Below are 18796 nucleotides of genomic sequence, written 5' to 3'. Positions count from 1 at the left end.
GTCCCGTCCGACTGGATCCCCTTGCGGCGACAAAGCTCAACGCACGATCTATCCGAAAGTCAGGCGGCAAGCTCAACTAGCAAGTTGAGCTTTTTTAACGCCTGACCATCGGATAGATCGCATTTCGTTCCGGGAGGCATTCTGTGGCGTACGCCATCGACGGTCAGGTCCGACATGCCGGTTTCCTGCAAGCAGATTTCGATCCCTTCATTCCGATGCTCCTCCATCCCCCAGTCCTGCTCATCGGCCACATCGAAGAAACCCATGCTTGCGATTCCAGGCAGCATGTCCCCTGGGATCAGGGTCCCCGGATAATGCCCGTGCGACAAACCGTGGAAGCCCACCTTGTTCGCCTCAATCGCTGAGCGTTGGGGCAGACACCGGTCGACCGAGAATCGATCTCCGCCGCTCCTGTAAATCAGATCGGACATTGGGACTCCCAATCATCGTTGCAATATTTACCGACAGCATAAATCACAAGCACGTGATACTCCCACCGGGTAAACTAATCATCGAAATGCAACCTCACAATCTACCAGCAGTGCGAAGATCACCGGCAACATGACGATGCGGCTCTCCGACAAAGTTATTCTGCTTACTGGCGGCTCCACCGGGATCGGTCGGGAATGTGCGACGGCCTACGCTCAAGAAGGTGCCAGGCTTGCGATCCTGGCCCGGCACGGTGAGGCAGCTGCGGAGGCGGCTGCGGAGCTCGGCGCGGGACACTGCGGCTTGAGCTGCGATGTTTCCAAAGGCGACCAAGTCAAGGCCGCCGTTGCGCACGTCATCGACCATTTCGGTCGGCTCGACGCGATCCACAACAACGCCGGGATCGCCGAGCCTGCCAAGCCGCTCCACGAAACCAGCGAGAGCGAGTGGGATGCGGTGGTGGACGTCAACCTCAAGAGTGTCTTTCACACCACGCGGTACGGTTTTGCTGCGCTCAAAAAGTCGAAGGGCTGCATCCTCAACACCTCCAGCCTGGTGGGCGTGATCGGGCAGCAGAATCATGCTGCCTACACCGCAAGCAAGGGCGGCATGAATACGCTGACGAAATCGATGGCGCTGGACTATGCGCCTTATCAAATCCGGGTGAACGCGGTGTGCCCGGCGGGAACGTGGACTCCGATGCTGCACAAATGGGCCGCCGCTCAACCGGATCCGACCGGAATCGAAGACTACCTCGATAACATCCATGCCCTTGGCTACTGTCCTGAAGGCGACGTCATCGCCGATGCCTCGGTGTTCCTGCTGTCCGACGAAGCTCGTTTCATCACCGGTCACATCATGCACGTCAGCGGAGGCGCCGAACTCGGCTACCGCGTCGCGTCGCGTCCAACTGCGCGGGAGGATCAATCGCCCCGCCCATGATCTCGCGCATCACCACCCGCGACGCCCGTTTCGATATCGGCACCGAAGCCGGATCGGACGCCATCCACCGGAACCCACGCTACTCGTACGCCGTCACGCAGCTCGATGATGATTGCGGCATCCGCGGTACTGGCCTCGCCTTCACGCTCGGAGAGGGTAACGACCTCGTCTGTCAGGGTGCAGCGTTCCTGGCCCGCCGCCTGCAGGGCCGCGACATCGAAGAGGTCATGGCTGGTTTCGGAAGCTTTCAACGTGAACTCTCCAACGAACAGCAGTTTCGCTGGCTCGGTCCCCATAAGGGCGTCGCCCACCTCGCGCTCGCTTCGGTGACCAATGCGTGCTGGGATCTATGGGCCAAGCGCCGGGACGTTCCGCTTTGGCAACTCCTCCTCGATCTCTCACCCGAAGCGATCGTCGCCGCCATCGACTTCTCCTACCTCGAAGACGAGCTGAGCCCCGATGAGGCCCTCGCGCTGATCCGGGAACATCAGCCCACGCGTGGCGATCGCGATGCCATCCTCGACCGCGGCTACCCCGGCTACGACACCTCGATCGGATGGTTCAATTACTCCGATGAACAGCTCAGGCGAAACGTGCAAAAATCAGTCGACGCCGGATTCACGGCGATGAAGCTCAAGGTCGGCTCGCCCGACATGGAGAGCGACCTCCGACGCACGGCGATTGTCCGTGATTGCGCCGGCGGCGATGCCACGCTCATGGTGGACTGCAACCAACAATGGTCAATGCCCCGCGCCATCGAGTTCGGTGAGCGTTCGCGAGACTTCAACCTCCTCTGGATCGAGGAGCCGACTCATCCTGACGATGTCCTCGGCCACGCCTCCCTTGCCAAGGCGTATGCTCCGCACACGAAGGTGGCTGCGGGCGAACACGTTCCCAACCGGATCCTCTTCAAGAACTACCTGCAGCTAGGGGCTCTCGGGTTCTGTCAGGTGGACGCCGTCCGCGTCGCCGGGGTCAGCGAGTTTCTCGCCGTCTCGTTGATGGCTCGCAAACGCGGCATTCCCGTCGTTCCTCACGTGGGCGATATGGGTCAGATCCACCAGCACCTGGTGCTCTTTAACCACATCGCCCTCGGACATGAGGCGCTTCTGCTCGAGCACATCCCACACCTCAGCGAGCACTTCCTGCATCCTTGCCGTGTCGATGACGGTGTTTATCAAATCCCACAGGAGCCTGGCATGGGCGCGGATCTGATCTGACACACCAACCATATCCTCTACATCAACTGGCTATCAACATGCTCCGACTGTACATCCTTTTTATACTTGCCTGCCTTTCGACCAGCAGCCTCCACGCGCACCACCAGCTCTGGTACCGCCAGCCCGCTAGCGACTGGAACGAGGCGCTGCCGGTGGGCAACGGTCGCATGGGAGCCATGGTATTTGGAGACCCTGATCGGGAACGCATCCAGCTCAACGAAGACTCCATGTGGGCAGGCGAACTCAAGGACGTCAAATCGTCGATCGGCACGCCAGCTGATCTGTCCGAGGTGCGCAGGCTGATCGACGAGGGCAAATTTCAAGAGGCTGACCAGGAACTGATCAAGCGTTTTTCGCGCGGTCGAGTCACCCGTTCTCACCAGACTCTCGGCGAACTTTATTTCGACTGGAAGAACGACGGAAGACCGCATCACGATTACCGTCGCCAGCTCGATCTGAAAGCAGGCGTTGCCACCACCACTTGGCATCGCGGGGCGACCACCTTCACGCAGGAGGTCTTTTGCTCAAACCCAGACGAAGCCCTGTTCATCAAGCTCACCGCCGAGGGGACGGAGAAACTCAATTTTGACATCCAACTGGATCGGCCGCTGGATCAGGGTGTTGTGACTCATGAGGTGAGGGCTTACGAAGCGGACGACGCCAAGTCTCTCATCATGTCGGGTCAAGTCACGCAGGAAAATGCCAAGCTACAGGACAAGCCAGTGAAGGGAATGAAGGGCGTGCGCTTTGCCGCTCAACTCGATGCTGTTGCAGTTGGCGGCGTGATCCGGATCGCCAATGATGGATTGCGGGTTAGAGAAGCCGAGGCGGTCTACCTTCAACTGATGGCGCGGACGGACTTTGGCGGCAGCAAGATCGATCTCACCGCCGATGGCAGTCAATCGTTGGCAGAGAACTTTGACACCCTCCGCGTTCGCCATACCGAGGATCACAGAAAGCTTTACGATCGTTGCCGGCTCGATCTGGAGTGTCCACCTGAACTCGCGGAACTCTCCACGGACGAACGTCTCGCCCGCTTGCGCGAAGAGAACAGCGACCCCGGTCTGGAAGCTCTTCTGTTCCATTATGGACGTTACCTCCTGATCGCCTGCTCCCGCGCCAACGGCAACCCGGCCAACTTGCAAGGTCTTTGGAATCCAAGCATGGAGGCCCCCTGGAACAGTGACTATCACCTGAACATCAATCTGCAGATGAACTATTGGCCCGCGGATGTGACCAATCTTAGCGAGACCCATCGACCCGTCTTCGGTTGGATGCAGCATCTTGCAAGAAATGGCGCAGTCACGGCGAGGGAACAATACGGCATGCGTGGTTGGATGGCACACCACGCCACTGACCTTCGTGCGCAGACCGTGATGAAGTCCTTTCGAGCCTATGGGGGCGGTTGGATTCACGGGGGCGGCTGGATGTGCCAGCATGTCTGGACGCACTACGACTACACACGCGATAAGACATTCCTCCAGGAGATCGGCTACCCGCTGCTCTCCGGCCAGGCTCGGTTCTATCTGGACTGGCTGGTCGAGAAAGATGGCAAGCTGATCTCCTATCCGGAGACGTCACCCGAGAACAGCTTCCTCACCAAAGATGGCAAGCGCGCGGCCACTTGCGTTAAAGCCGCGATGGGTCAGCAGATCATCGCCGAAGTGTTCACCAACACTCTCGCTGCCGCCAGGGAACTTGGTATCGAAGACTCCTTCATCGCGGAGATCGAAGTCGCGCAGCCGAAGCTCGACAGTGGTCAACACATCGGCCCGGATGGACGGTTGTTGGAATGGGACCGGCCGCGCGACGAAGCCGATCCGGGGCATCGACATCTCAGCCACCTCTACGGTTTTCATCCGGGCATCAGCATCACCCAAGAGAAAACTCCCGAGTTGCTTATTGCGGCCAAAAAATCGATTGACTTCCGCGAAAAGCATGGCTCCGTGGGCGTTGGCTGGTCGCGTGCTTGGGCCGTGAACATTTACGCTCGCCTGCGCGATGGCGACACGGCCGAGCATCACCTCCAGGAAATCCTGCGTACTCAAACCCTCACCAATGGCTTCAACTCGGTCTTCGGTACAAATCGACCCCTTTTCCAGATCGAAGCTAACTTCGGCGCCACCGCCGGAGTGGCCGAGATGTTAGTCCAGTCCCACGACGGTTTGATCCATCTGCTTCCCGCTCTGCCCGAAGCATGGCCCGATGGCTGCGTCACCGGGCTCCGGGCCCGCGGCGGTCACACCATCGACATTCAGTGGAAAGATGGAAACCTCACCAGTGCCACGATCACCAAAGGCGCCGGCGCGCTGCTTCCCATCTTCGTTCAGGGCAAGCGAGTCCACGAAGACCCCCGCATTGTCATTAAGTAGATGCAAGTCAGCACCACGATTCCCTCCATTACTTTCGTCGTTGCGAACGCCGCGTCTGGCCAGGTCAGCGAAGGTTCCGTAGGCGACATCGGCGGTATGGCTCCCCTCGATACCATCATCATCGTCGTCTACTTGCTCGGAGTGGTTGGCCTCGGGCTCTACGCCGGCCACTTGATGAAGAAAAGGTCGTCTTCCGGAGAGAGCCGCGATTACTTCCTTGCGGGCGGCACCTTGAGATGGCCCATGATCGGCTTGGCCCTCTTCGCCACCAACATCTCCTGTGTCCACCTCGTCTCTCTCGCCCAATCCGGATTCGACACCGGATTACTGAACGGCAATTTCGAATGGATGGCCGCCTTCACTCTGATTCTGCTCTCGCTCTTCTTCGCACCCTTCTACATCAAATCACGAGTCGCAACGCTGCCGGACTTCCTCGAAAAGCGCTACAACCGCCGCTGCCGGGACATGCTGGCGGTTCTCTCGCTCGTCTCCGCCGTCGTCATCCACATCGGGTTCTCATTCCTGACGGGCGGCATCGTCATCCGTGATATCTTTGGCGTGGACCTTTATGTCTCGATCATTGTCATCGCGTCGCTCACCGCCCTCTACACCATCGTTGGTGGCCTGCTTGCCGTCGTCCTGACCGAGGCCATCCAAACCATCGTCCTGATTGCCGGCGCTGCCATCATCACCTGGATCGCCTACGATATAATGGGCGGGTGGGAGGCCATGGTCGCCTCGCTGGAGAGTTCCGGGAACACGGACAAGCTCTCCATGTTGCGACCCCATGGCGATCCCAGCGGCATGCCGTGGTACGCCATCCTGCTCGGCTACCCGGTGTTGGGTGTCTGGTATTGGTGCGCCGACCAGACCATTGTGCAGCGGGTGCTCGGAGCGAAGGATGAGAACCACGCGCGAGTCGGCCCGCTCTTCGCCGGCTTCATCAAAGTCATTCCCGTGTTCATTTTTGTCCTGCCCGGTCTGCTCGCTTTCACTCTCGCCTCGACCGGCAAACTGGATCTCAGCCCGCTGACCGACAGCAACGGCGTGGTGGACTCCAAGGGAATCTACACCGCCATGATCACCCAACTCCTACCCGTCGGAGTCAAGGGCATCGTCATCGCGGCGCTCCTTGCGGCGCTGATGTCCACTGTTTCGGGCGCCCTGAACTCCATCTCCACCTTGACCGCCTTCGACCTCTTCAAACGCTTCCGTCCCACCACTTCGGATCATCAACTGGTTCTCGTCGGTCGGATAGCTGCGGCGGTCGCCTTGGTCGTAGCGATTTTGCTCGTACCGGTTCTGGTCAAGGCTCCCAGTATCTTCAATGCGTTGAACAACATCATCGCCCACATCGCCGCCCCGGTGACCTGCGTGTTCACTCTGGGAGTGTTCTGGAAACGCGCCAACGCCTTTTCCGCTCAGTGGACCATGGTGATTGGGGCGGTTACCGGAGTCGCGATTTACACCATCAACGTGCTGGAGATAGATACGCCCTTCGCGGACATCCCCTTCATGATGATGGCCTTTTACCTGTTCGTGTACTGCGTCATCGTCCAGGTCGTGTTGACTTTGTTCAGCGGCAAACCCGTACCGGCGGACAGCCAAGCCCTGTGCTGGAACTCTCCCCTCCAGCCGCTGCGCGCCCCCGGCTGGCCCGGTCTGGGTAACTATAAGTTTCTGTCCCTCGCCCTGGGCGCCATCATGGCCGTCCTCTACTGGATCTTCCGTTAAACCAAGCCAGGCATACTAGGAAATACCTTCATGAAATACATCATCTTTCTGACATGGCTGTCGCTCACGGCAGGTCTGCCAGCCGCAGATCCCGTTCGTCCCAACGTGATCGTGATCCTCGCGGACGACATGGGCATCGATTCGGTCTCTGCTCTGAACGAGAAGCTGGGGATGGAAACACCCGCGATTGATCAATTGGTGCGAGAAGGAATGTCGTTCACCGATGCGCACTCGACGTCCGCCGTGTGCACGCCCACGCGATACAGCGTCTTGACCGGCCGTTACAACTGGCGCTCTCGACTCAAACGCGGAATCGTGGGGAAGTGGGAACGGCCACTCATCGAAGATCGGCGACTCACCTTGCCCGAGATGTTCCGCGAGCACGAATATGACACCGCCTGCATCGGAAAATGGCATCTTGGCTGGCAGTGGCCAAAGCAAGGCGGCGGAGCAACCGAGAAGCTCGACCAGATCGACTTTACCGCACCCGTGAAGGGAGGTCCGAACGATCACGGCTTTGACAGCTACTTCGGTGACGACGTACCCAATTGGCCCCCCTATGCCTGGCGAGAGAACGACCGCGTTCTGGGTGACATCACGACCCAAATGAAAGCGGGGGCGATGGTCGGTGTTTCCGCCGGTCCCTCCGTCGCGGAATGGGACTTTCGCGCCGTCCTGGCCGAATACTCGAGTCGATGGTCGCAGTACATTCGCGACCACGCCGGGCGTGCGCGTCCGTTCTTTCTTTACGCCCCCATGCCTTCACCTCACACGCCCATCGCGCCCCACGAGAGCTTCCGCGGAACATCGAAGATCAGCGAGTACGCCGACTTCCTTCTTCAGACAGACAACGCCGTCGGTGAAATGTTGCGTGCGCTGAAGGAGACGGAACAGGCCGACAACACACTCGTGATCTTCACCTGCGACAATGGAACGTCGCCGAAGTGTAACTTTGCCGAACTCGACGCCGCTGGCGTCCATCTGACTGCGAATTGGCGAGGATGGAAGGCGGATGCGTATGAGGGTGGGCATCGCGTTCCCTTTGTCGTCCGTTGGCCTGGCCAGATTGAGCCTGGCTCCCACAGCGAAGAGATCGTCACTTTGGCGGATATCATGGCGACCTGCGCGGACGTCCTCAGACACGAATTGCCAGCCGATGCCGCGGAAGACAGCGTTAGCCTGCTTCCCGTATTGCAGGGCAAGCGGGTTTCCGAACCGCTGCATGATCTTGTCATCCATCACTCCGTCTCAGGGCACTTTGCAATACGCAAAGGCCAATGGAAGCTGCTTCTTTGTCGTGGCTCAGGCGGTTGGAGTCCACCGCGCGAGCCTGAGGCCGCCAAGCAGGGACTCCCGTCCGTCCAACTCTTTAACCTGCACGATGACCCGAAGGAGTCTGTCAATCTTCAGGCGGATCACCCCGACATCGTGCAGCAACTGACGGCGGACCTTCGACAGGTCATCGAAGAAGGGCGTTCGACTCCGGGGCCGAAACAGCCCAACCACGCGGGCGCCCAATGGTGGCAAGGTCTTCCATGGGAGAGGGACATCTAGCGCCGCGCGAATGAAATCCGAAGCCCAAAAACCACAGATGAACATGACCGATTCAGACCACCACTTGTCGATGGCTCCCCTCATGGGACTTTGTCTCTTGGCAGTGTTTCCATGCGGATCTCTCAATGCCGCCCCACAGGAGAAGCCCAATGTGATTCTGATCATCACGGATGATCAAGGCTATGGTGACATCGGTGCTCATGGAAATCCATTGATCCGGACACCGAACATGGACCAACTGCATGCGGAGTCCGTTCGTTTTACCAACTTTCATGTCGATCCCACTTGCTCGCCGACCCGCGGCGCACTCATGTCAGGGAAGTACTCCCACCGCGCCAAGGTGTGGCACACCATCGCGGGAGGGAACCACTTGCGAGCAAACGAAATGACGATGGCCGATGTGTTCAAAGCATCCGGGTACCGCACCGGAATGTTCGGCAAGTGGCACCTGGGATCGAATTACCCTTACCGGCCCATCGACCGCGGGTTTGATGAATGGTTGGGGCAGGGAGACGGGGGAACTGGCACGACCGACGACTACTTCGCCAACGACCGGGTAAACGATCATTACCTGCACAATGGAGAATTTGAATTTCGACCCGGTTACGCTCCCGACGTCTTCTGTGATGCGGCGATCGATTACATCCGGGATCAAGACCACGACGGGCAGCCGTTCTTTGTCTATCTGAGCACTTACGTTCCCCACTCCCCGCATACGCTTGCGGATCGGGGATGGGCGGACAAGTACATGCCCACGGTCGATCCCAAAGTGGCCTATTTCTTCGCGGCCATCGAACGCGTCGATCAAAGCCTTGGCCGGCTGCGAAAGGCATTGCAGGAAGAGGGACTGGCCGAGAACACCACCCTGATCTTCATGACGGACAACGGCGGGACCGCGGGCGTTCCATTCTTCAACGCAGGGATGAAGGGCAAGAAGGGCAGTCCTTATGAGGGCGGGCACCGGACGCCGTTTTTTGTGCATTGGAAGAAGGGGAAGCTTCGCCACGGCCGGGATGTCGCCGATTTGACCGCTCACTTCGATGTCCTCCCGACGCTGATCGATCTGCTCGACTTGAAACTGCCCGCGCAAGCTGACTTCGATGGACGCAGTTTCAAAAACCAACTTTATCAACCGGAGAAGCGGTTGCCTGAACGAACGCTCTGCGTCGAGGTCCAACGGACCTTTGAGCCACAAAAGTGGCGTGGAGCGACGGCTATGACCAAGCGGTGGCGCCTGGTCAATGGAACCGAGCTGTATGACATCCAGGCTGACCCCGGCCAGAACCGCAATGTCTTTTCGGCTCATCCGAAGGTCGCCGCAAAGCTGAATCGAGATTTCGATACCTACTGGCAACATGTCTCTCCCGGCGACCGTGATCGAGTTGTTTTTGTCGTCGGTCACGAACGGGATCCCGAGACCTACCTGCAGTCCATGGACTGGTATGCGGAGACAGTGCCATGGAACCATGCCGCAACCTCAAGCGGCGCGTCTCTTTCGGGATCATGGCACATCGAGGCGGCGAAGGCGGGAACCTACCGTTTCGAGATCAGACGCTGGCCGAAGGAAGTTAACGCGCCCATCACCGGCATTCCAGAAATCTCGAAGTCCATTGACGCCTGGGATTCTTTAGGAGGGAAAGCGACCCTTCTTTACAGTCGAAACAATCCCGTCCCTTTCAAGGCCATGCCGGTGGCCGCAGTGAGACTGCAGGTCGGCGACAAGCAATGGGTGCAGCCGGCGCATGAACAGGAATCCCATATCACTATCGATATCCCGCTAAACGAAAAAGAATACGAAGTCACCGCCGAACTACTCGACAGCGATCATGAGGTTCTGGCGGGCGCCTACTACATCTATTGCCGCAGGCTGGATCGATGAACCGTCCAACACGGCTGACCGAGCCCCGTGCTCACTGCCATCTTCTCGCTCTCGATTCGGAATCATAACCGCTCTCCACTGATCTTCCGTTACTCCGACGAAAAGTCAAAAAACAATGAAACGATTTCTACTCACGCTACTCGCATCAGTCATCGGGTGCCTTCCACTACTCGCCCAAGACCAAGAACCGCCTTCCGTGTCCGTCGCCCCTCCAGAAGCGATTGCCAACTGGCAGGACATGCGGTTCGGTATGTTCGTCCATTGGGGCCCGGTGAGTCTCAAAGGCACGGAGATCGGCTGGTCGCGTGGACGGGAGGTGCCGATCGAAGAATACGACGCACTTTACAAGCAATTCAATCCGGTCAACTTTGATGCGGCCGAGTGGGCGCGAGTTGCCAAAGCCGCCGGAATGAAATACCTCGTGCTCACCACCAAGCATCACGATGGCTTTTGTCTATGGGACAGCGCGGCCACCGAATACGACATCATGTCCACGCCTTTTGGGCGGGACGTGGTGAAGGAACTCAGCGAAGCCTGCCGCAAGGAAGGGATCGCATTCGGAACCTACTACTCCTCCTGTGATTGGTACCATCCCGCGTTTCCCCTTGGCAGTCCCGGAGGCAGGATGGAGAAGCCCAACCCGGATCTCGAAGCGTACGGTGCCTACCTACAGCAGCAGACCACCGAACTGGTGACCAAGTATGGTCCCCTGCTGACGATCTGGTTCGACGTGCCGCAATCATATGGCGCCGATCTGGGAATTCCGATGGCAACCAATCTGCGTGACATGCAGCCGGGCATTCTGTTCAACAATCGCATTTATGCAGAGCCGGGACGCACGAAAAAATTCAGCCAACAACGTGCCGTTGGCGACTACGACACCCCGGAGCAACGCATCGGCGCCTATCAAGACGACAGGCCGTGGGAGACCTGCATGACGATCTGCCGCCAATGGGCGTGGAAACCGGATGACAAAATGAAATCGCTCCAAGAATGCATTCGGACGCTGGTGACCTGCGCAGGCGGAAACGGCAACCTGCTCTTCAACGTGGGACCGATGCCGGACGGGCGAATCGAAATGCGACAGGTCGAGCGGCTCAAGGAAATGGGCAAATGGCTTGAGAAACACGGTGAGAGCATCTACGGCACGCGCGGCGGGCCAATTAAACCCGGGCCGGGATTTGTCACCACCCGCAAGGGAAACACGATGTACCTGCATGTGCTCCCGGAGGCGCCGGATCCAATCGAACTGCCCGCCTTGCCCTGCAAGATCGTCAATGCCGAGATCATCGGTGGTGAAGAGGTGACTATCCAAACGCGGAATGACTCCTGGTTGGTGTCTCTGCCCGATGCCGCGCGACAGCCGATTGATACCGTAGTGAGAATTACCCTCGACCGCCCGGTCATGGACTTGGTGGCGATCGAGGCGCCGAAGGAATTCGGCCCGGCGACCGCGTCCCATGTTTTTCGGGAGGACCACGGGCGTTATGGACCCGGGAAGGCCTTCGACGGCAACCCAAGTACCCGCTGGGCAGTTGACGCGGGAACCCGCGAATGCTGGCTCCAAGCACAGCTCGCGAAACCAGCCCCGATTCGCGGAATCGAGATAGACGAGACCCCCGAGTATGCCGGCCGGGTCGTGAAGTTTTCCCTCAAAGTGAAGAGCGGAACCCAATGGGTGACGGTCGCGGAGGGCGAAAAGCTGGGCAAGTTCCGTGCCGAGTTTGATCCCGTGAAAGCCACCGCGATCCGATTAGAGATCTCCAGTGCAATGGATGGTCCGAACATCTCGGAAGTGCGCGTTTTAAGAGTCAGCAAGCTCCGATGATGACCGGCAAGCAACATCGACTCTCATTCGTCGCCCTCACGACACTCCTCTTGCTTTCCGGTTGCTCCAACGAGACAAAGCCACCGGAACGCTATTGCTGGGTCACCGGGCTCAAGCCCGAGAAGGCGGATTACTACGAGAAGCTGCACGCCGACCCGTGGCCGGGAGTCAGCAGGATGATCCGCAATTGCAACATTCGTAGCTATTCGATTCACAAGCGCGAGATCGACGGAAAGCTTTATCTGTTCTCCTACCTCGAGTACATCGGCGACGACTTCGAGAGCGACATGAAAAAGATGGCGGCCGACCCCGAGACCCAGCGCTGGTGGAAGGAAACCGATCCCTGCCAGCTTCCGCTCCCTGACGCCGCCGCCGAGGGCGGCATGTGGTCCGATACCCAGGAAGTCTTCTACCTTCAACAGCCATGAAACGCCTGACACTCGCCCTAGCAACGTTCATCTAACTGCGCAGGGTATGAACGAGGAATTGGACCGGTTGTCGGCCTCGTCCTCAACTAAGTCTGTGTACCAAGCGAACAAAAGGCGTTCAGGATCGCGCAACAACAAAACTCTCGCGTCGCCTCCGTTGGGAACTCGCGACCGTCCGATTTGAAACACTCGGATCGCTGGTAATCAGGATAGCGACGCGGGCCCAGCGGCAGACGCTAAAGCCCTGCAAGTCGCCGTAAGCAGGTCGTCTCGATCACTCGCCTCGACGCGGAGGTTGGACAAACCGACTCCAGACTTGAGATCTCCAAAATGATGTCGGTGCTGCAGACGACGCGAGTTTCACCACTTCGCCAGCGCGCACCGGTGGCCGACACCGCCTGCAGTTCTGGGATCGCCTAAGATGCTGAGGTTGGTCCAACCGCCGCAAGTTAGCGGTGACTTGCGTAAATGCTGGCTGCTTGACCTCAGGCATGCTACCAGGATACAGCGGCACAAATTCCCGGCTGACTTCGGGGCGCATGTGGAGGCTGGAATGCGGTTCACGGTCATTTGTTGTTCAGTCGCCTAGTCAAAATTTGGATCAGAGCAGCATCGGAAAACAAGAGGGCACCCAGAAAGAACAAAAACAAGGAGACCCATTCGCCTCGGTCATTGAGCGGCAATCCAAGCAATAGGATGCCGGCAAAAATGAAAAAAAGGCCAAACACGACTGAAAGCAAACAAAGAAAGATCGCAATTATTTTCATTCCATGCATTCCTTGAATGCAAATGTAGACTTAAACCACGCCTTCTGTTTGCCTCTAAACTTACTTGGCACGAGGTGTAATGGCGTTGGAACGCCCGATCAATCAAAGCTACCACCGATACGGCGGGTCACGCTAATATGCCGGAGTACTCGACAGACATGGTTAATGTCATTGACTTTCGCTGTCGAGTTCGTGATTCATCGGCAGCAAGAGTATGGAGCCTGAACCTGGTCCAGAACTTCGGGATAAATCGACTAGCACGTTCCTGAATATCTGAATCATGCCCCGGCTCCATTTCTTGATGTGATCCTGGTTGTCTCGCCGTTCCGGGTCACCGATTTCTTCAAACGCATTCACAGTTGATCGATCATGACGAGTCACGATGGAAGCGAAAACAAACCGCGTTACTCAATCATGCATACGTCCGCTCTCTGCTCAGAAAACCACCGAACCGGCTACGGACACGTCTCGATCATGTTTTGAATGGCCATTTTCGGGCGCGGCTAGCGTCGTCGCTGAGCATTTGGGGCATCGTTGATCGGTGTCATGCCGATCTTTTCGCGGCGAACCCAAAGCCCGGTTTTGCTAGTGGCACCGCCTGTGCTCGACGCCAGAAGAACAAGCGTATCACCAGTGGCGTCAATCATAATGGGTAGTGTACGTGGGCCTCCATTGGGACTGAAAATATTGACTTGCCGAATCACATTCCCTGATTCGGTTTCGAAGATATCGATCGATGAATCTGTGACGACAGCGATCTGCTTTTCATTTCCAAGAAACTTAAACGCAATGTTCCAAGGTCGATTTTGCCGGGCCGCGTCATCGGTGGTTCCAAGTGCTATGACTTTGCTCGTGCGAAGGTTCAGAAGCTTGAGAGGAATCTTGCTACTGCCGCGAACTTGGTAAACCGCCAGATGGCCTTCTACGTCGATGGCTGCGTAGCCAGAAAGCTCCGTGTCCTCGATGGGTGTGAAGTCGTTGGATTTCAAGTCCATTGAAGCTATGCAATGTTTCTTGTTGCTAAAGCAATATCCGTAGAAATACAGTTCACTTGTTGCATCGCCGAACGCGATCGGATCCATCAAATATTCCTTTACCTTTTTGTTGATCAAACTGCGATTGGTCGCCAAGTCAAAGAGGTGAAGACGGCGTAATTCTCTCCATGCGTTCGGTTTTCCGTCGACCGGTTTCGATGTAATCTGGACGAATGCAATTGTTTTCGCATCTTCGTCCCAGACGATGTTCCGCAAGTTTAGTCTTTGGCCGTCGGAGAGCTTTGGAATGTCAGCCAGTTCGATGCTTGTCACAAGACTGCGTGATTCTCGCGACCACCGGTCAACGATGACCTGGTATCCAATCTCTGATTTCGTCACTCGCAGCAAGTTGATGGTGTTGCTGGTTGGATAGACATCAACCAAACCATCCAAGTTGAATGCCACTGATTGGCGGTACACACGATCTTCAAAATCGATTTCCCACAACCCGGATGTGGTTTTGTCGTTGACGATCGACCAGATCCGATCCCCTGTTTCACCGAGCCAAAATGTGTGGCGCGGCTTGGGCATAAAGTTGAAACCGAGTTTTTCGATCGGACCTTCTGCGGACACGTCGTAATTCTTAGGTAGCTCACCGCCTGTGTGAACTTTTTCCAGTGCGGCGGTCGCGGCGGCGCGGACGTTGGCGTGTGATGAACCACTCGCGCGGATCAATGCCCCAATGGCTGCTTCTGCTGCAGGCCCGATCTCCCCAAGAGCCTTTGCTGCGGCCGGCGCCATGTCCCACTGATTGGGATGAGTCTCCACCGTCGTTGCCAAAGCGGGCACGGCGTCTTTCGCGGCCGGCCCCCATTCTCCCAGCAACTCGACCGCTCCAATCGGCGCATCAAAAGCGCCACCTTTTGACATGTGCCGGGCCTTTTTTGCGTTCAATGATGATGCAAGCACCGGGATGAAAATGTGTGCGTCGTTCCCCATGTCACGCAGCCTTGTATACAGCAACTTTCGCTGGTTTTCATAGTTCAGCATCAATGCCGAAACGATTGTTTTGCGAAGGACATCGTCTTGTTCGCTATCCGCGATGACATCCAATAAGAATGCGATCGTGGAGTCGGCGTGAGAGACTTTTCCGTAGCCGGGGCTAGGAAGTGACAGCAACTTCGCCGCTTCCATTTGAACTTTAAGATCCTGATGCTCAAACGCTTTGCTCAAGAATATGTCGACTGGCGCGGTTTGCTTTTGAGACTGGAACCACTCTCGCGCAGAATTTTGTTGTTGTGGTTGCTCTTGGGTGACCCCTTTTTCCAAAATGGCAATCGCTTTGTTGACTGATTCCTCCATTTGCTCTGCGCGACGCCGATCAGAAGTGCTAGAAAAGAATTTCGGGTGTGTTGCGCTGATCTCCAGTGACGTGGCAGTCGTCATGCCCGGTGCTTTTACAATAAATTCGTTTCCTGACTTTTCGACGGAAGCATGAAGGTTTTTGTCCATCCACTCTTTGGTCGGCATCATTCGGGGGCGGACGGATAGCGGTCCTCGAGCGTAGATCCTCAGCGGGCATCGAACTTCGGCTTTTTCAAATACTGCTATGCGCGTAATCGACAGGTATCCGCCAATCTTGAACCCGGTTCCACGCTGATGTCCCGCGCCTTTTAAGGCAACGAACTTGCCGTATCGTTGAAAGATCGGGGAATCAGATTCCAGGCCGTTGAGATACCGTTTCAATTCACGCTCTACGTCGTTCGTTACCAATACATCGGTTGCATCTTGCTCAATACCGTCACGCCGTTGGGCCACCTCGTAGGCCAAACCAACAGCAAACAGTCCGACAAGGAACACAGGGATGACGAGTTTTAGTTTCATAATGAACCTGCGATGCTTTGATGAATTAGCGTCGATCGATTTTTGAAGTATAAGTGAAGAGCCTGTTTTTTCATGCGTGATGCGCCAAAGTAAGCAAAGGATCTTTTCTCGACGAATTCACAAAGTTTCGCGTCATCAGCTAGGGGTTGCGACGCTCTAACATGAAGGCCAATGACCCCTTTTTGAAATTATCTTTCGTTCATTCTCAAATTCAGGTTCAGGCGGAACATCAACGTGGGTAACGAACTTCATCCCGATCAATCGAACGATACGTCGCCTGAGATGCAAACGTCTTCCGGCGAGATTCCGCCGGTAGGATTCCTCCGTCGCGGCGCTGGTGTGTTGGTCGGTATTGTCCTTGGCGCTCTGCTTTCCACCGTCGTCTCGGTATTCTTGTTGCTTGCCCTCATGGAGAGCAGAGGCATTTCCTGGGATAGATCACCGGATCCAAACTCGGCACTTGCAATCTTTATCGTTCCCATGTTAAGTATCCCTGGAGGCATTCTTGGCGGTGTGACTTGTGCTCTCGTCAAAGGACGGCGACTTTTTCTAGCACTTGCGATGTCTGCACTCCCAGGGATTCTGTGGTTCGTTTCACTTGGGTTCATGCCACCCAGCTCTTCGTTTATAGTTTTTTCGGCGATGATAGTGGTTTCCAGTCCAATGGCCTCAACTTGCTGTTGCTATTATTTCCTGACTTTCATTCGTCTCCGACGATAGAGACCGTCGCTCTCGTCACGAATCACGATCGTTCCTGCGGCCAAGTCGTGAAGCGTTTTTCGATCCGCTCGTGTCCACATCATGACGAGCGACGCGATTGTGACGCATGTCTGGATGACACAGCAAGCGACTATCGCGTGCTGCTCGAAGGGAAAGACGCTGCCAGAAATACTGGCGTGGTACAAAAAACGTAATGCAGTGAGCACCCACAACGGATAAGCGACCGCGAATCGTATCGAAACTCGTCCGTTGCCGACTTTTCCACCGCTTTCTCCCACGACCCGCAAGCCCAGCATTCGCTTGCCTGACGAGCTTCCGTTTCGCGCCACTCCGATGACATACATGCCAATGGATGCGGAAGATATGCGATCGCCTCACGCACAACTACGTCGCGAAGATTGTCCACACGTGTTTTCTCGCGGATCGCAACAGGTGCATTTCCCCATGTCTCCTACATCGCAAGGGATCGTAACTTGCCGTTAACAAGCCTCGCCATCCATTCTTTCGAGACGTCGGTTGCATCGACCGAACAGAGTTCGGTCGGGGTGAAACACGCGTCGGTGTCGTCAGAATTCCTGCACCGACGCGCCGAAACGGCCATCACCGAAAGTGCTCCGGATTCATCGACCGGTAGCTCGATCAAGACACTCGAAGTCGGCTACGCGATCGCCGAAATAGACCATCAAAGCCGCACCGGCGGCGCGGACCGAATCGGATGTGTGTGGACTCTCCAATTTGGGGAAAGGAAGCAAATCCTGAATTCTCCCAATCGCGATCCGTCGCGGCGATCCAATCCCAAGAATGGGATTTTCTCTCTCATAAGTGTCATACCTGGCCGACGCCGGGTCACTTCTATTTCGCGGCGTGCTTCGATTTCATCCCCCGCCCGTCCGGTCAAAAAGCTCAGCCGATCATTCGACACCGGAAAAGCTGGACTTTCAATCAATGGACATCGACGGATCTCGGCCGAGGTGACATGTATTTCGACGACGCCAAGGTTCCCGCAATCGTTTTCATCAGAACGAACGCACACTCCGATCCGTCGTAAGCTCACCGGCACAGCTTTACATTCCGCCTCACACCAATGATCGTCTCGGATTTGCCGGACTACCGAGACGCCAATGAAATTCATTCTTCAGCCGTGGCAGTTATTCGCTGTAATCCTGGCCAGTTGGGTCAATCGACAACAACAAGAAGTCATTGAGTACCTTCGCACCGAAAATGCCGTTCTTAAAGAGAAGTTCGGCAAGAAGCGAATCTTGCTGACCGATGATCAACGACGCCGCTCGGCCGTCAAAGGCAAGATTCTAGGCCGAAAGCAGCTCTCCCAAATCGGCACCTTGTTCACACCGGACACAATCCTGCGATGGCATCGACAATTGGTTGCCAATAAGTGGGACTACTCGGATCGCAAAGAGAAGAAACATGGCCGGCCAAGGGTGCGCCAAGTGATCGTTGATTTGACCGTGAAGTTCGCGAAAGAGAACCCGACCTGGGGGTACGACCGTATCAGCGGTGCGTTGTCGAACCTCGGCTACAACATCTGCGACTCCACCATTGCCAACATCCTCAAATCGCACGGCATTGAGCCGGCGCCGGACCGCAAACGCACAGGATCATGGGAGACATTCCTGAAGGCACACTGGGACGTGATGGCATCCATCGACTTCACGACTGTAGAGGTCTGGACGAAGACGGGGCTAACGACCTTCTATCTGCTCTTTGTTATGGAACTGAAGACTCGCCGTGTCAACTTCGCGGGCTGCACCACGAATCCGAACGAGGCGTGGATGAAGACAATTGCCAGCGAGTTGACCAACTACGAGGATGGTTTTCTCAAGGACAAAAGGTACATAATCATGGACCGCGATGCAACATTCAGTAAGGCGTTTCGAGACTTCCTACGCAACGAAGGCGTGAAGCCAGTTCGGTTACCACCGCGAAGCCCGAACTTGAAGGACTATGCTTCATGTTGCACCTTTTCGGTTCGTTCAGACACGACGTCAAGATCTTGGCTTCGGTCCTTTAGTTTGACGCCCATTTGTTTTATCGGTCGATCTTCCCC

The 18796-nt window shown here is 56.5% G+C and carries 12 protein-coding genes; 9 read left to right on the top strand and 3 right to left on the bottom strand.

Translation table 11 applies throughout. The features are described from left to right. Positions 1-59 precede the first annotated feature (59 nt). Positions 60-431: a hypothetical protein gene (locus Poly41_RS29650; RefSeq protein WP_146530991.1), complete on the bottom strand. Its 372-nt coding sequence runs from the start codon at positions 429-431 to the stop codon at positions 60-62. Between the two features lie 130 nt (positions 432-561). Here Poly41_RS29650 and Poly41_RS29645 point away from each other — a divergent pair, with 130 nt between their 5' ends. The 8 genes from Poly41_RS29645 (at position 562) to Poly41_RS29610 (ending at position 12386) form a co-directional block, all read left to right on the top strand. Continuing rightward, positions 562-1371 carry an SDR family NAD(P)-dependent oxidoreductase gene (locus tag Poly41_RS29645; protein ID WP_197231816.1) on the top strand — a complete coding sequence of 270 codons (810 nt, stop codon included), beginning with the start codon at positions 562-564 and terminating at the stop codon, positions 1369-1371. Then, entirely contained in the window at positions 1368-2591 is a 1224-nt protein-coding gene (locus Poly41_RS29640) for an enolase C-terminal domain-like protein (RefSeq protein ID WP_146530990.1), read from the top strand. Before Poly41_RS29645 ends, Poly41_RS29640 begins: the two co-directional genes overlap by 4 nt. 38 nt (positions 2592-2629) lie before the next feature. Then, complete coding sequence (locus Poly41_RS29635; RefSeq protein ID WP_146530989.1) at positions 2630-4963, top strand: glycoside hydrolase family 95 protein; 2334 nt, start codon at positions 2630-2632, stop codon at positions 4961-4963. Further along, positions 4964-6697, top strand: a complete 1734-nt coding sequence (locus tag Poly41_RS29630; protein WP_231616052.1) for a sodium:solute symporter — start codon at positions 4964-4966, stop codon at positions 6695-6697. It begins immediately after the preceding gene. Between the two features lie 30 nt (positions 6698-6727). Beyond that, a complete protein-coding gene (locus tag Poly41_RS29625; RefSeq protein WP_146530988.1) occupies positions 6728-8251 on the top strand; it encodes a sulfatase family protein in 1524 nt (507 codons plus the stop codon). Positions 8252-8294: 43 nt separating this feature from the next. Continuing rightward, positions 8295-10130 (top strand): arylsulfatase, encoded by a 1836-nt coding sequence (locus Poly41_RS29620; RefSeq protein WP_231616051.1) that lies wholly within the window; start codon positions 8295-8297, stop codon positions 10128-10130. Positions 10131-10326: 196 nt separating this feature from the next. Beyond that, entirely contained in the window at positions 10327-11958 is a 1632-nt protein-coding gene (locus Poly41_RS29615; RefSeq protein ID WP_197231813.1) for an alpha-L-fucosidase, read from the top strand. Continuing rightward, positions 11955-12386 (top strand): L-rhamnose mutarotase, encoded by a 432-nt coding sequence (locus Poly41_RS29610; RefSeq protein ID WP_197231811.1) that lies wholly within the window; start codon positions 11955-11957, stop codon positions 12384-12386. Before Poly41_RS29615 ends, Poly41_RS29610 begins: the two co-directional genes overlap by 4 nt. Positions 12387-13656: 1270 nt before the next feature. On the opposite strand, the gene Poly41_RS29605 is transcribed toward Poly41_RS29610, so the two are convergent. Next, positions 13657-16011 (bottom strand): HEAT repeat domain-containing protein, encoded by a 2355-nt coding sequence (locus Poly41_RS29605; protein WP_146530986.1) that lies wholly within the window; start codon positions 16009-16011, stop codon positions 13657-13659. Between the two features lie 686 nt (positions 16012-16697). After that, complete coding sequence (locus tag Poly41_RS29600) at positions 16698-17075, bottom strand: RDD family protein (RefSeq protein WP_146530985.1); 378 nt, start codon at positions 17073-17075, stop codon at positions 16698-16700. 777 nt (positions 17076-17852) lie between these two features. Here Poly41_RS29600 and Poly41_RS34525 point away from each other — a divergent pair. Beyond that, a partial coding sequence (locus Poly41_RS34525) for a hypothetical protein (RefSeq protein ID WP_197231809.1) occupies positions 17853-18796 on the top strand: 944 nt, incomplete at its 3' end.

This window comes from Novipirellula artificiosorum, assembly GCF_007860135.1.
GTDB classification, from domain to species: Bacteria; Planctomycetota; Planctomycetia; order Pirellulales; family Pirellulaceae; genus Novipirellula_A; species Novipirellula_A artificiosorum.
Note: the sequence above shows the minus strand (reverse complement) of the source record. Positions and strands in the feature narration are given on the sequence as shown.

Bases quoted from the DNA above. Each gene is read 5' to 3' on its own strand.
- Poly41_RS29625 (WP_146530988.1), top strand. From the start codon at position 6,728: ATGAAATACATCATCTTTCTGACATGGCTGTCGCTCACGGCAGGTCTG.
- Poly41_RS29640 (WP_146530990.1), top strand. From the start codon at position 1,368: ATGATCTCGCGCATCACCACCCGCGACGCCCGTTTCGATATCGGCACC.
- Poly41_RS29605 (WP_146530986.1), bottom strand. From the start codon at position 16,011: ATGAAACTAAAACTCGTCATCCCTGTGTTCCTTGTCGGACTGTTTGCT.
- Poly41_RS29645 (WP_197231816.1), top strand. From the start codon at position 562: ATGACGATGCGGCTCTCCGACAAAGTTATTCTGCTTACTGGCGGCTCC.
- Poly41_RS29635 (WP_146530989.1), top strand. From the start codon at position 2,630: ATGCTCCGACTGTACATCCTTTTTATACTTGCCTGCCTTTCGACCAGC.
- Poly41_RS29600 (WP_146530985.1), bottom strand. From the start codon at position 17,075: ATGTATGTCATCGGAGTGGCGCGAAACGGAAGCTCGTCAGGCAAGCGA.
- Poly41_RS29630 (WP_231616052.1), top strand. From the start codon at position 4,964: ATGCAAGTCAGCACCACGATTCCCTCCATTACTTTCGTCGTTGCGAAC.
- Poly41_RS29620 (WP_231616051.1), top strand. From the start codon at position 8,295: ATGACCGATTCAGACCACCACTTGTCGATGGCTCCCCTCATGGGACTT.
- Poly41_RS29650 (WP_146530991.1), bottom strand. From the start codon at position 431: ATGTCCGATCTGATTTACAGGAGCGGCGGAGATCGATTCTCGGTCGAC.
- Poly41_RS29610 (WP_197231811.1), top strand. From the start codon at position 11,955: ATGATGACCGGCAAGCAACATCGACTCTCATTCGTCGCCCTCACGACA.